Source organism: Skermanella stibiiresistens SB22, from assembly GCF_000576635.1.
Lineage (GTDB): Bacteria > Pseudomonadota > Alphaproteobacteria > Azospirillales > Azospirillaceae > Skermanella > Skermanella stibiiresistens.
On sequence record NZ_AVFL01000009.1, the window covers coordinates 191571 to 205572 of the forward strand.

Annotated in this window: 10 protein-coding genes; 2 read left to right on the forward strand and 8 right to left on the reverse strand. The window is 66.0% G+C overall.

The annotated features are described in order from the left end of the window. Nucleotides 1-80 precede the first annotated feature (80 nt). Nucleotides 81-1277, reverse strand: coding sequence for a DUF2336 domain-containing protein (locus tag N825_RS14480; protein WP_051512363.1), 1197 nt, complete (start codon nucleotides 1275-1277; stop codon nucleotides 81-83). 139 nt (nucleotides 1278-1416) lie between these two features. Beyond that, nucleotides 1417-1593, reverse strand: coding sequence for a hypothetical protein (locus tag N825_RS38900; protein ID WP_157619202.1), 177 nt, complete (start codon nucleotides 1591-1593; stop codon nucleotides 1417-1419). A 236-nt stretch (nucleotides 1594-1829) separates the two neighbouring features. On the opposite strand from N825_RS38900, the gene N825_RS14485 reads away from it, so the two are divergent. Next, nucleotides 1830-3554: a hypothetical protein gene (locus N825_RS14485; protein ID WP_037452900.1), complete on the forward strand. Its 1725-nt coding sequence runs from the start codon at nucleotides 1830-1832 to the stop codon at nucleotides 3552-3554. A 19-nt stretch (nucleotides 3555-3573) separates the two neighbouring features. On the opposite strand, the gene N825_RS14490 is transcribed toward N825_RS14485, so the two are convergent. From N825_RS14490 to N825_RS14500, 3 genes are all read right to left on the reverse strand, one after another. Continuing rightward, nucleotides 3574-6837, reverse strand: a complete 3264-nt coding sequence (locus tag N825_RS14490; protein WP_037452901.1) for an error-prone DNA polymerase — start codon at nucleotides 6835-6837, stop codon at nucleotides 3574-3576. A gap of 13 nt (nucleotides 6838-6850) precedes the next feature. Further along, nucleotides 6851-8380, reverse strand: coding sequence for a Y-family DNA polymerase (locus N825_RS14495; RefSeq protein ID WP_051512364.1), 1530 nt, complete (start codon nucleotides 8378-8380; stop codon nucleotides 6851-6853). A gap of 145 nt (nucleotides 8381-8525) precedes the next feature. After that, complete coding sequence (locus N825_RS14500; protein ID WP_037452903.1) at nucleotides 8526-8933, reverse strand: VOC family protein; 408 nt, start codon at nucleotides 8931-8933, stop codon at nucleotides 8526-8528. 248 nt (nucleotides 8934-9181) lie between these two features. On the opposite strand from N825_RS14500, the gene N825_RS14505 reads away from it, so the two are divergent. Continuing rightward, on the forward strand, nucleotides 9182-10057 hold the full coding sequence (locus N825_RS14505; protein WP_037452905.1) for a DUF3800 domain-containing protein: 876 nt from the start codon (nucleotides 9182-9184) through the stop codon (nucleotides 10055-10057). A gap of 124 nt (nucleotides 10058-10181) precedes the next feature. On the opposite strand, the gene N825_RS14510 is transcribed toward N825_RS14505, so the two are convergent. The 3 genes from N825_RS14510 to urtA all read right to left on the reverse strand — a co-directional run bounded on the left by N825_RS14510 (nucleotide 10182) and on the right by urtA (nucleotide 13834). Then, on the reverse strand, nucleotides 10182-10763 hold the full coding sequence (locus tag N825_RS14510) for a hypothetical protein (protein ID WP_157619204.1): 582 nt from the start codon (nucleotides 10761-10763) through the stop codon (nucleotides 10182-10184). Nucleotides 10764-10909: 146 nt separating this feature from the next. Next, on the reverse strand, nucleotides 10910-12562 hold the full coding sequence (locus N825_RS40780; protein ID WP_037452908.1) for a methyl-accepting chemotaxis protein: 1653 nt from the start codon (nucleotides 12560-12562) through the stop codon (nucleotides 10910-10912). Nucleotides 12563-12616: 54 nt separating this feature from the next. Continuing rightward, nucleotides 12617-13834, reverse strand: coding sequence for an urea ABC transporter substrate-binding protein (urtA, locus tag N825_RS14520; RefSeq protein WP_084164747.1), 1218 nt, complete (start codon nucleotides 13832-13834; stop codon nucleotides 12617-12619). Nucleotides 13835-14002 lie beyond the last annotated feature (168 nt).

A 14002-nucleotide genomic window follows, 5' to 3' on the forward strand; every position in this document is an offset into this window, starting at 1 on the left:
ACCGCACGAAAGGCGATTCGATCCGGACTAATGACAAATACCACCGGTCTATCCGCATTGGAAGTTCCCGCCTTGGAAACTCACGGACTGGTGCGTCGTATCGTGGGATTGCCGCTGAGGTCGGCGGTGGTCGGTGGTGCCGGCACGACGTCCTTGAGGTGGATGTCGGTCTTGTGATCGAAAAGCTGGAGCAACAGCTCCTCGATGTCCCGGTCGCCCTTGCCGGCGCAGTCGTTGAACACGCGGGCGACCGCCTTTCGCTGGAAGTCGGCGCGCAACGCCTCCTCTCCCCGGTAGCCGGTCTCGCGGACGACCGCCACGGCGGATCGGAACGGCGGCAGCAATCCAAGCGGCAGCTTGGAACGCTCGAACGCGGCGCGCAGGCCGAGTTGCCCCTCGTCGTATATCAGGAGCCTGGCGTTCGCCATGGCGAGACCGCAGCGGACGGCGATGCCGGCGATGAAGAGATCGAGATCGCCGCAACACAGCGAGCGGAACAGAAGCGATGGGGTCAGCCTGTTGTTCGCCTGAAGATGCCTGACGAACACCTCGACATCGCGGAAGCGGCCGGTCATGGGCTTGAGCAGCAGGAGGGTCGCGGCCTCCCTGCCGTGCTCGACCAAGCCGCCGAGCAAACCGGCGGGCAGGTCGTGGCGGCTGGCCAACTCGTCCCGGATCTCCTCCGAGACGTAATGGATCAGCTTTTCGATCACGGTGATCGGCAGGTCGTCCCGGCTCGCCATCGATTCGCTGATCGTCTCGATCGCGCCGAAGCGGTCCAGGGTCTTGTGCAGCGTCGGTTCCGTGAGGCTGGCGCCGGGATTGCGCACCAGCCGTTCGATCGCGGTGATGTTGGCGGTGTCGACGAGGGCCTCCGACACCGTGGCCGACACCTCGTCGCGGGCCGCGATGGCGACCTGCTTCTTGCTGTCGCGCTGCTTGACCACGTCGACCAGGAAATCGTCGGCAAGGACCGTCGCGTGGCGCAGAACCGGGAACGCCACCTCGGCGACGTCCTGGGCCAGCCGCTTGGCGAGGTCGGTGGTGAGCAGCGGGCTGTTGTGGATCTGCCAGGCGACCGCCTCGCGGACAGCCATCTCGGCATCGATCGCGAGGCGCTGGAGGATCTGGCCCACCAGTTCCTGTTCCTTGCCGGTAAAGCGTCCGGACTCGAAGTCCGCGATCACTTTCGACATGGTTTCGATGCGGGCCTGCGGGGATCGATCCACCAGCAGCCGCTTGACATCTTGTTCCGAAAGACCTGATCCGGCCATCATCCCCTCCCGCCCGAAGGGACGGCCGCGAACGCGAGACTTATTGGTTCGTCATCGTGCGGATTTATTCGCAACAAAACGTTAAGGCCGCGTCCGTCATCGGCTCCGTCCTGGGGATACCGGGGGATCGGTGCCGGGAGGATCAGGCCTTGATGTTGAGCATCTTGCCGGCGCCGCCGCTGGACTGGGCGGAACTCTGGACGAGTTCCTTGGTGTTCTGCATCGCCTGGGTGACGACCTGGGCCTGCGTTTCCTGGCTCTTCTTGGCGATTTTCATGCCGACGACGCCAAGCTGCGTGGGATATTGACCGACTTCCATGGTTCCGCTCCGCCTTTTGCGAAAGTGCGAGATTGCGAAATCAGATTAACTCTTTCTATCGATAGGGTCAACGCCGATGCGCTTGGCGATTTCATGTCACATTTGAGATAATTTATTTATCGAAAGTTTTAACCTCTCCTCCATTAGGATATAGACAAGTCATGGGACGGTTGAACGCCGCCGAGCCTCGTGGCTCACGATCCAAAAAGGATCCCTGCCCATAAAGGACCCCCTGCGTGCCCGAAGCCATCGACACCAATTCCGAAGCCGTTGGAACAACCCGCGTTTTCTATGAACTGCACACCTACCACGGCAGTTACTGGATGTGCGCGAAGACCACGCTGGATCGGGATGAGGCGGAGAGTGGCGCGCGGAACGCGCAGGCGGACAAGGTGGGTTTCGGCGCCCGGGTCGCCCTGTGCACGGAATACGCGGACTACGACCACGTCAGCAGAACCATCCTGTCCCGCACGCTTTGGCGTGATGGCGCGGTTGACGTCTCGGCCCCCCTGATCATGCCGGTTCCCGGCGGTGATGGCATATGCAGGACCGTGGCCGACCTGCGGAGCGACAGGGCGCGGGAGACGATGGCGGCGGCCTTGCAGCGCTACCTGGACGACAACCGGCTGACACCCCTGGAACTGCTGCATTCCGACGCCAACGCGCTGCGCCTGAACGACGCGGGCACCACCCTCCAGGGCGCCCTGCAGAAGGTGGCGATAGCACAGGTCCAGGGAACCGACGTGCCGGTCCAGCGCCGATTCAAGGACTTGCTGGCCCTGGGCGACCAAGTGCTGGCGGAGTTGCGGGCCGACGCCAAGCGCGTTCCCGTCAAGGCCTGCGTTCCCGGGAGCTATGGCGCGCAATGCGCGGCGCTGGAGGCCAAGCATCCCGACGCCGCCGCGTATCACATCCTGCGGGCGCTCTCGCTCTACCTGGCCGAGGCCCCCAAAGGCTGGATCGGCAAGTTGGACGCCCTGGGCCATCTGGTGGAGGAGCGGCTGCCGGCGCGCCACGTGATGCCCCTGGACGCGATCCTGTCCGAGATCGCCAACGCCTCCACCGTGACCAACGATCTGACCGGGCCGAACCCGGCCGACCGCCTGACCCACATCAGGTCGCTGCTCGACCTGCACGCGGGCCGCTACGAGGCGCCGGCCAACCGGGCGTCGGATGGCATCCGGGCGCTCAACTGGCTGATCCGCGAGGGCCGCTGCCCGCGGACGCGCAGCACGATCGAGCGCCGGGTGATCCGCGAGTTGACGAACATCGCCCCGCTGAAGGCGGAGCGGGCGCTGTGGAACCAGGCTCAGACGCTGCATCTGTTGATGGAGCTGTTCAAGGAGACCCCGCCGCTGGCCCATGACATCGAGATGCTGGAGACGCTGGAGCAGCGCGCCCTTCGCCTGATCAACCCGGAAAGCGTGGCGGAGGCCATCGGCCAGTGCAAGCTGCCGTCGGAGAAGGTGCGGACGCTGGTGCGGATCGTCGACCTGATGCCCTATGTCGCCAGCAAGGCCAAGATGACGGAGTTCGTGCGCGCCGCGTGGTCGCCCGACGATCTGGTTCGGGAAGGCGGCGGCAAGGACCGTCCCGCCGCCCTGCCCATCCTGGTCGGCATGCATCGCGACATCGCCGGCGCGGAGATGGATCCGGACACCCAGGCCAAGCTGCTGACCGATCTGGACGCCACCATGCTGGACATCGTCCGGATCGACGTGCTGAACGCGCCGAATCGAACCTTCATGGACCGAATCCTCCAGTTGATGAAGCTGTGCGCCGCCTCTCCCCTGCCCGAGGGCAAGGCGCGCGCCTGCGCGGTCGACGCGGTCGGCCGCGCGGTCAACAGCCCGGAGTTCTTGGACCCGTTCCTGAAGCGGTTCAAGGCCGAGGCCGAGCGCAAGCAGGCGCTGCTGTCGCTGCGCAGCCTGCTGAAATCGTCGGGGCTGGCGGGACGCTGAGGTTCCCGGTAGGGACGCCTCAGCGGAAGTTGCGGCCGTCGGGGAAGACCTTCGCGACCTCGTTTCTCCTTTGATCCGGTTTCTCCCGCTGGCTTGGCTTCTCGCGCTGGTCGGGGACCGGGCGCTTGACCTCGTCGGCGCGCGCCATGCCGCCGGCCATGGCACGGGGCTGGAAGAAGTCCGGCTCGGCGGTCAGCTCGCGCAGGCGCGGGCTCTGGTCGGTCAGGTGATCGGCCAGCAGGTGGACGACGCCGTCATGGCGCTCGACCCGGCCGGTGGCGGAGATCATGCGGGCGGTCAGGATGACCTTGCGGAACCGCTCGAACACGGGCGGGACGACGATCAGGTTGGCCACACCATGCTCGTCCTCCAGCGTGATGAAGACGACCCCGGCGGCGCTGCCGGGCCGCTGGCGCACCAGCACGAGGCCGGCGACGGTCAGCCGCGTGTTGTGCCGGACCTCGTCGAGGCGGGTGCTGGGCGAGACCCCGGCCCGCTCCAGCCCCGGCCGCAGCAGGCTGAGCGGATGACACTTCAACGACAGCGACAGGCTGGCGTAGTCCTCCACCACATGCTCGCCGAGCGCCATGTCGGGGAGCGTGACCGCCGACTCCGGCAGGGCGGGCCCCTCGATCCGGGCTAACAACGGCAAGGGCTCCGGCCCCAGCGCCTGGACGACCCAGAGCGCCGCCCGGCGGTCGAGGCCCAGCGAACGCCACGCGTCGGCCTGGGCCAGCAGTTCCAGGGCGGACGACGACAACCGGGCGCGGCGGCGGACATCGTGCGGATCCTGGAACGGCGCCGCCGACCGCGCCGCCACCAGCGCCGCCGCGTCGGCCCGCCGGAAACCCTTGATCTGGCGAAGGCCCAGGCGGAGCGCGCGATATCCGGAACCGGTGGGGTCGCGAGTGGGTTCCAGCCCGCAGTCCCAGTCGGAGTGCCCGACATCCGGCCCCAGCACGGTGACGCCATGGTCGCGGGCGTCGCGCACGATCTGGGCCGGGGCGTAGAAGCCCATGGGCTGGCTGTTCAGCAGGGCGCAGGCGAAGACGTCGGGATGGTGGCACTTCATCCAGGCCGAGACGTAGACCAGCAGCGCGAAGCTGGCGGCGTGGCTCTCTGGGAAGCCATAGGTGCCGAAGCCCTCGATCTGGCGGAAGCAGCTTTCGGCGAAATCCCGGTCGTAGCCCCGCTCGACCATGCCGCCGATCATCTTGTCCTCGAAGGTGTGGATGATGCCGGACTTGCGGAAGGTCGCCATGGCGCGGCGCAGCTGGTCCGCCTCCGACGGGGTGAACCCGGCGGCGACGATGGCGATCCGCATCGCCTGCTCCTGGAACAACGGCACGCCCAGGGTCTTCTCCAATACCTGGCGCAACTCGTCCCGCTGGTAGTCGACCTTCTCCTTGCCCTGGCGGCGGCGCAGGTAGGGGTGGACCATGTCGCCCTGGATCGGACCGGGACGGACGATCGCGACCTCGATCACCAGATCGTAGAAGGTGTTCGGGCGGAGGCGCGGCAGCATCGACATCTGGGCCCGGCTCTCGACCTGGAAGACACCCAGGCTGTCGGCCCGGCACAGCATCTCGTAGACCTTGGCGTCCTCGGCCGGGACGGAGGCCAGGGTATGATCGACGCCGTGGTGGTCGCGCAGCAGGTCGAAGCCCTTCCGCAGGCAGGTCAGCATGCCGAGCGCCAGCACGTCGACCTTGAGGATGCCGAGCGCGTCGATGTCGTCCTTGTCCCACTCGATCGTCGTGCGGTCGGGCATGGCGGCGTTGACGATGGGGCACAGTTCCGACAACGGCCCCCGCGTGATGATGAAACCGCCGACATGCTGGCTCAGGTGGCGGGGAAAGTTGATCAATTCGCCGGCGAGGTCCAGCACCATGCGGAGCGTCGTGTCGGTCGGGTCCAAGCCGTGCTCGCGCGCCCGATCCTCGTCGATGCCGTCCCTGCCCCAGCCCCAGATCGACCCGGCGAGCCTGGCCACCGTGTCCTCCGACAAGCCCAGCGCCTTGCCGACCTCGCGGATGGCGCCGCGCGCCCGATAGCGGCTGACGGTTGCGGCGATGCCGGCGCGGTCGCGCCCGTATTTGGCGTAGATGTACTGGATGACCTCCTCGCGCCGCTCGTGCTCGAAATCCACGTCGATGTCGGGCGGCTCGTTGCGGGCGGCGGAGACGAACCGCTCGAACAGCAGGTCGGAGCGCGCCGGGTCCACGGCGGTGATGCCCAGGCAATAGCACACCGCCGAGTTGGCCGCCGAGCCGCGGCCTTGGCACAGGATGCCGCGTGAGCGGGCGAAGCGGACGATGTCGTGGACGGTCAGGAAATAGGGCGCGTAGCCAAGCTGGTCGATCAGCGGCAGCTCATGGTCAATCGCCGCCTGGACCTTGGCCGGGACGCCGTCGGGATACCGCTCGGCGGCGCCCAGCGCCGTGAGGTGGGCCAGTTCCGCCTGGGTGGTCCTGCCGGCGGTGGTGATCTCGTCGGGATATTCATAGCGCAGTTCGTCCAGCGAGAAGACGCAGGCCTCGGCGATCTCGACCGTGCGGGCGACGGCGTCGGGGTGGCGGCGGAACAGCCGGGCCATCTCCTCCGGCGCCTTCAGGTGGCGCTCGGCGTTGGCGGCCAGCAGATAGCCGGCCTCATGGATGGTGCGATGCTCGCGGATGCAGGTCAGGACATCCTGGAGCACGCGGCGGTGCGGCGCGTGGTAGTGGACATCGTTGGTGGCGACCAGCGGCACCCGGACTTCGGCGGACAGGGCCTCCAGCCGGACCAGCCGGCGGGCGTCGTCACCCCGGTAGAGGTGGCTGGCCGCCAGATACAGGCGCTTTCGGAACAGCGCGCGGTACTCCCCGAGGGCCTTGGTGAAACCGGCGTCGGGATGGTCGGGGGCGAGCGCCACCAGGATCTGGCCCTCGGCATGGTCGCGGAGATCGGCGACGGTCAGGTGGCACTGGCCCTTGGGAGCCCGCAGCCGCCCGACTGTCAGCAGCCGCGACAGCCTGCCATAGGCGGCGCGGTCGGTCGGCAGGCAGAGCAGGCTTGGCCCGTCGGTCAGGTCGAGCCTGCACCCGACCACCAGCCGGATGCCGGCATCCTTGGCGGCGAGATGGGCGCGGACCACGCCGGCCAGACTGTTGCGGTCGGTCACCGCGATGGCGGAATGACCGAGCGCCGCGGCGGTCAGCGCCAGTTCCTCGGCGTGGGAGGCGCCGCGCAGGAAACTGAAATTGGTCGAGACCTGAAGCTCGGCGTAGCCGGGATTCCTCATGGCCGGAAGCTCTTCATGGAAAAACGCCGTGCAGGTACCAGCGCGCCGTGCGCCCCGGCTGGTAGAGCCCGGCGCGGTAGACCCAGAACCGCTGGCCTTCGGTGTCCTCGACCCGGTAGTAGTCGCGCAGCTCGTTCAGCTCGCGCCACCATTCAGGCTCCAGCCGCTCCGGTCCCTCGGCGTGGACGACCTTGTGGGCGACGCCGCGCCAGCGGAAGGACAGGGGCGGATCGTCCGGCACCGGGGCGATCACGTCGATTGGTTCCGGCCGGGCCAGCAGCCGGAGCGGGCGGGTGCGATCGGCTGGCCAGATGGCGGCCGCCGTCGAGGGTGGGGAGGTCGGCGGCGAGAGCGCCGGCACGGCCTCCACGGCGTTTTCCGGCCACCAGCTCTCGCGCGGCAGCAGGCGCTGGACGCGGATGAGGCCGAAGCGGTTGCCCAGCCGGTCGACCAACTCACCCTCCTCATGGGTACCCGCGAGCGTCGGCGCGGCGTCGCCGACGGGCATCTCGACCTGGGACGCGGCGAGCGGTTCGGCGGTGGCGGAGAGGATCATGATCTCGACGCCGGGGCCGGGCTCCACCCGGTCCAGCTTGCCGGCGAACAAACGGGCGAGATGTCCGGCCGCGCGGACCGGCCGGCTGGTGCCGACGATGGAGCGCTCGACCCGGCCATCGACCCGGAAGAACCGCAGTTCGAGCCGGCGCGCTCCCCTGCCCGCCCGTTCCAGTCCGGCGCACAGCTCGTCCAGCAGGTGGAGCGTCGCGGTGGTCAGGTTCTCCGGCGTCGAGATCGGTTCGGCGAAGGCGGCGCGGGCGACGTGGGGCGTGACCGGCCGGCGCGGCGAGATCGGCTCCGGCGCGACACCCAGGGCGAGGTCGAGCATCCTGGTGACGATCACGCCGAACCGTGTGGTGATCCCGGCGCGCGGCATGCCATAGAGATCGCCGACCCGCCGCATGCCGAGCCGGCGCAGCCCAGCCGCCGTGTCGGGCGGCAGCCGTAGCGCCTCGACAGGCAGCCCCGCCAAGGCTTGGCGCCCCTGTCCGGGAGGTACCGCGACGATGGGGTCGCGCACATGGCGCGCCATGCCCCAGGCGGCGCCCGCCGTGTCGGCCACCGCCGCCTTGGCCTGATAGCCGAACGCCTTCAGCCGGGCGACGATGTCGTCGAGCAGCGCCGCCTCGCCACCGAACAGATGGCCGCAGCCAGTCACGTCCAGGAACAGGCCATCGGGCGCGTCCAGCCCGACCCAGGGGGTGTAGCGCCCGCACCAGTCGGCCAGTCCATCCAGCGCCAGCGCGTCGGCCGCGAAATCGGCGTCGATGGGGGTGACGGAGGGCTCCAGCGCGCGGGCGTCGGCCAGAGTCGCGCCGGGTTGGACGCCAGCCGATTCGGCCACCGCGTTGACCGCGACGACGATCATCCGCCCCCGGTCCCCCAGGATCGTGACGAGCGGCACCTCCCGCAAAGCCGGCTTGCGCCGGGCCAGCCGATCGACCGCCAGCCTGGAAAGCCACAAGGAGAGAACCCGCCGCGCCATCGATACCCCACCTCCATATCCTCCCGTCCGTCCCTCCCGTTTGAGGTGAACAAATCAAGAACACACGAGGCGAACGGGAAGGTCAAGGCAGTCGGTGGAAAAACTTCCCCTTCAGGAGGGGGTAGTCTGGTCAGGGATCAGGGGTTCAGGGTCGGATGGTGGGTTCCGGATCGTGATGGCAGACGCAGATCTTGTTGCCATCCGGATCACGGAAATAGGCCCCGTAATAGTTGGGATGGTACCGGGGCCGCAAGCCCGGCGGTCCCTCGTCCCGTCCACCGTTGGCGAGAGCGAAGGCGTGGGCGCGGTCGACGGCTTCCCGGCTGGGTGCCAGGAGGGCCACCATGGTGCCGTTGCCGGGTGCGGCGTCCCGGCCATCGAACGGCGTCCCGATCAGGAAGAGCGGCCTTCCGCCATCCTTCGGCATCCATCCCGCCCAGCCATTCTCCGGCTCGCGGAACTTCAGCGGGTAGCCAAGCTCGGCCATGATCCCGCAGTGGAAAGTGAAAGCCCGATCGAAGTCGGTGATCCCGATGTGGACGTGGGAGAACATTGGGCCCCTCAAAACAACCGTGATAGAAGCTTGCTCATGGCCGCGCCATTTCCAAGTCCACATCCACCTTCCCACGTCACCACGCTGATCAATCATCAGATCATTGATGAATTCACATGAATTAGTTTGCACGGTAAACAAAAATCTTAGGTAGACAACATTATTTATATAGGAAAATATCCAGATTTACTTTGTTAATCGAAATTCACATACAGACGCATAGCCACGTGTGAGATGGAGATCCTGATTTGAGTTGGTTTCTGTTCATCGATGAATCAGGTCAGGATCGTCGTCAATCCCCATACGAGGTTCTCGCCGGCATAGCCGTTGAAGACCGTCGACTATGGGCGTTGATAACCGAGCTTAACAACGCTCAACGATTCCACTTCGATCTTCCATTATTTCAAGCTTATGGACAGGAAGCCAAAGCACAGAAGCTACTGAAGACCAAAACCTTCAAGCATGCGGCTCAAATGGAAGCCATTCCCATTATCGAACGACGGAAGCTCGCCCGAGAGATCTTGGAGGATGGCACAGCCGTGACCAAAGCACGTTTGACCGCTCTCGCTCAAGCGAAGATTGCATATTGTCGCGATGCTTTGGATATATGTAAGAACTTCAAGTGCGTGGCATTCGCCAGCATCGTCTCCAACAATCTCCCCAGACAACCAGTCTCCTACCTACGCAAGGACTATGCATTCTTGTTCGAGCGATTCTACCAGTTCCTAAACGCGGAACAAGGAGATCCCATGGGAACGATCATCTTCGACGAACTGGATAAGAGTCAAAGCCATATACTATTGACTCAGATGGAGGAGTATTTCCTAAAGACGAAGAATGGCCGGACACGCTCACGTCTGATCATTCCCCAGCCATTGTTCGTCCACAGCGACTTGACCACCATGGTGCAGATGGCTGATATTTTAGCCTACGTCATCAGCTGGGGAGTTCGGTTACGCTTCATGGTCGAACCCAAGCGTGACGAGTTGGATGAAATGGCGCGCGGAGCGCTGGCTTTGCGGTATCATAACCAGCGGCCAAGCGGCGACCACGTTTGGGGCTTCAAAGTGATCCGCAGCTTGGAATTGAGCGCGAGGTTGGTTCCAGCACTGCCAATGGCCTAGAATTCAAACGACCCGCAAATAAAAAAGGCAATGTAGCCTTTTCAGACCAACAAAGCCTCCACTACCCATATGGCATGCCGCATGCCGCGCGTCAATGATCTTGAACACCGCGGCTCTCATCGACTCAAGTCGGACTCTTGGGCATCGCCACCTCCGCCACCGGAGTGCTCGAACTCGGCGGCGGTTTCACGGCTAGGCGTGCCAGGAATTCCTGGATGTTCGCGCGGATGGCGCCTTCGTTGGCCATGCGGACGCGGTCGTCGGCGGCGAAGGCTTGGCCGTAGGGGACGGTGTGCTCGGTGGTGACCGTTTCGGCTTGGCTCGGTTCCTCGTTGACGGCGTCGACCAGTTCGTAGCGGACCTTGGCGGTCACGGTCATGGCGAGGCCGACCAACGGCTGGCGGATTTCCAGCAGATGGGCGCGGAGGATGTAGCGCGGCGCCTCGCCCTCGGACAGCCAGCCGTAGGTGCGCAGGCTATCGTTGAGGGCGCCCCGGAAATCCTCGTCGCCAACCTCGGAGGTCCAGAGCGGGTTGGTCTCCCGCCCGCCATCGACGGAGGCGACGGCGATGCCGCCGATCAGTCCCCCGTCGAACGGTTCGATCGGGGCCGAGAGGTTGGAGACCGCCATGTTGGCGCGCCCGGCCGGTCCCGCGCAGGCCCCGACGGCCAGAACCATGACGGCCAGGGTCATGATGAGCATCATCAGGCGTGTGGTCCGTCGCATCATGTCACCCATCGGTTCGTTCGTCGGAGCGAGTGAACCGTTAACAACCGGAGACGCGGTTTTGGCCCGTTCCGAAACCTATTTGACCGCGTCGAGCCAAACCATCGCGTCCTCCAAAGCCAAACTCAGCCCGCCCGGATGGTCGCGATCAGGGATTCCACCTCGCGGCTGAGATGGTCCGACTGGCGCGAAAGGTCGTCGGACGCCGCCAGGACATCGGCGGCGGCGCTGCCGGTTTCACCGGCGGCCCGCGTGACCTCGCCGATATTGCGGCTGACCTCCGTGGTGCCGTGCGCCGCCTCGTGGACGTTGCGGGAGATTTCCTGGGTGGCGGCGGCTTGCTGTTCGACCGCGGCGGCGATGGTCGAGGCGATCTCGTCGATGCCGACGATGGTCCGGCCGATGTGGCGGATGGCGCCGACGGCGCCGCCCGTCGCCGACTGGATCGAGCCGATCTGGCTGGAAATCTCCTCCGTCGCCTTGGCGGTCTGGGTCGCCAGCAGCTTGACCTCGCTGGCGACCACCGCGAAGCCCTTGCCGGCCTCCCCGGCGCGCGCAGCCTCGATCGTGGCGTTGAGCGCCAGCAGGTTGGTCTGGCTGGCGATGTCCTGGATCAGCTGCACCACCTCGCCGATCCGGGCCACCGCCGTCGCCAAGCCCTCCACCGTCTGGTTGGTATGCTCGGCCTCGGCGACGGCGGAGCGCGCCATCCGGGCGCTGTCGGCGACTTGCCGGCCGATCTCGCCGATCGAGCCGCTCAACTCCTCGGTGGCACTGGCGACGGTCCCGACATTGGCCAGCGCCTGTTCGCTGGCCGATGCCACCTGATTGGCCTGGGAACTGGTCTGCCCCGCGATCGCGGACAGGTTCCGGGCGCTGCCCTGCATCTGGCGCGCGGCGCTGGCGACCGCGTCGACCACGCCCCTGACGGTGGCGTCGAAGGTTTCGGCCAGCCGCCGCATCCCCGCGCGCCGGTTCTCCTCCGCCTCCAGTTTCTGGCGCTCGTTGTCGGACTGGAGCCGGAGGCGCTCGCGCGCGTTCTCCCGAAATGTGGCCAGCGCCCGGGACATGGCGCCGATCTCGTCGTTCCGGGCGTGGATCGGGATCTGGACATCCAGGTGGCCATCCGCGAGATCGGTCATGGCCGATGTCATGCCATGGACCGGCTTGATCACCATGTGGCGGAGCATCAGCAGGAGCAGCGTCACCACCGCCGCCACGATCACCGCGGCCAAAACCATCTCGTTGACCAGCGAACTCCGCAAGGACGCGTTGCTCGCCTCGAAACTCCAGGCGACCGTGAAGAAGCCCACGATCTTGTTGTCCTTGCCGAACCGGGTCGGCGCCATCACGACGAAATGATCGCTGGTGGCGTAGTGGACCACCTCCCCCGTCAGCAAGGTCTCGCGCGCCGCCGCGAAGGCGGCTTCCAAGTCGTAGGGCGGGCGATCCGCCACCATCTTGGCGGTCAGCCGCTTGCCGGAATCGTCGAACACCGCCAACGCCGCCGCGTCGACTCGCTCGCTGGCGGCGACAATTTCCAGGAAAGCATCGATGGCGGGAACCTTGCGCCAGCGCACGACCTCCGCCGCGTCGAGCGTCAGCCGCTCCGACAAGGCCAGGGCGCCGTCCTCGACCGCCCGCCGCAGGTTCCGATGGGCGCTCAGGCTCTGGACGGTGACGAGGAGGGCGACACCGACGACCACCAGGGCCGCGACCGAGAAAGCCAGCCGCCGCCCGATGCTGGTGGTCGCGACGGTGTTTCTGACGCTACCCATGACAATGAACCCCCGACCTCTGGTACCTCTGGATCACCCGTGGCCGACGGTGCCTCACTTGGCCGGCATGTAGGGGCTCCAGGGCTTCGGCTCGACCAATCCGGGCGACTTCCAGACCAATTGCATCTGGCCCGACGGCAGGATCTCGCCGATCACGACGGGCTTGTGCAGGTGCTGGGTCTCGGCGTCGTAGATCACGTCGAAGCCCGACAGCGAGCGCACGGTCAGGCCCTTCATCGCGGCGCGGACCGCGGCCACGTCGGTCGATCCCGCCTTCTCCACCGCCTTGACCCAGAGCTGGAAGCCCATGACATGCGCCTCCATCGGGTCGTTGACGACGCGCAGCTCGTCCTTGATGAAGGTCTGCCACCGGGCGATGAAGTCGGCGTTCTCGGAGGCATCCGACGACATGAAGTAGTTCCAGGCGGTCAGGTGGCCGACCAGTGGGGTGACGTCCAGGCCGGCCAGCTCACCCTCGCCGACCGAGAAGGCCATGACCGGGATGTCCGAGGCGGTGATGCCCTGCTTGGCCAACTCGTTGTAGAAGCCGGTGTTGGCGTCGCCGTTGATCGTGGAGACCACCGCCGTCTTCTTGCCCTTGCCGGCGAAGTCCTTGATCTCGGTGACGATCTTGGCCCAGTCCTGATGACCGAACGGCGTGTAGTTGACGATGATGTCGCTTTCCGCGACGCCCTTGGTCTTGAGGAAGTTGACCAGGATCTCGTTGGTCGTGCGCGGATAGACGTAATCGGTGCCGGCCAGATAGAAGCGCTTGACCGATCCGCCATCGGCGCTCATCAGGTATTCGACCGCCGGGATGGCCTGCTGGTTCGGCGTGGCGCCTGTGTAGACCACGTTCGGCGACTGTTCCTGCCCCTCGTACTGGACGGGGTAGAACAGCAGGCCGTCGCGCTTCTCGAACACCGGCAGCACGTGCTTGCGCGATACCGAGGTCCAGCAGCCGAACACCGCCGACACCTTGTCCTCGCCCAGCAGCTTTTCGGCCGCGGTGGCGAAGGTCGGCCAGTCGGACTTGGGATCGACCACGACCGCCTCGATCGGGCGGCCAAGCACGCCGCCCTTCTTGTTCTGCTCCGCCACCATCATCAGGATCGTGTCCTTCAGCGTGATCTCGCTGATGGCCATGGTGCCGGTCAGCGAATGCAGGACGCCGATCTTGACGGGCTCCGCCGCGACCGCGGCTGTCGCCAGGAGGGGGGACAGGAGAAAAGCGGAGGCGAGGCCCAGAAGCCGGTTACGGATGCCTGACATGGTGATGCGGTCCACCCCTTGAAGAATAGTCGAACCATACCTTTGGACAGATGATCGGCGTGCCGAGCATATGACTTTTGGATAGATTTGAGGGAATTTATATCTTGAGCGTTAATGAAACATACCAAGGTGGGGCGAGACGAGTACGGGCGATCCCGCCGCGTGGCG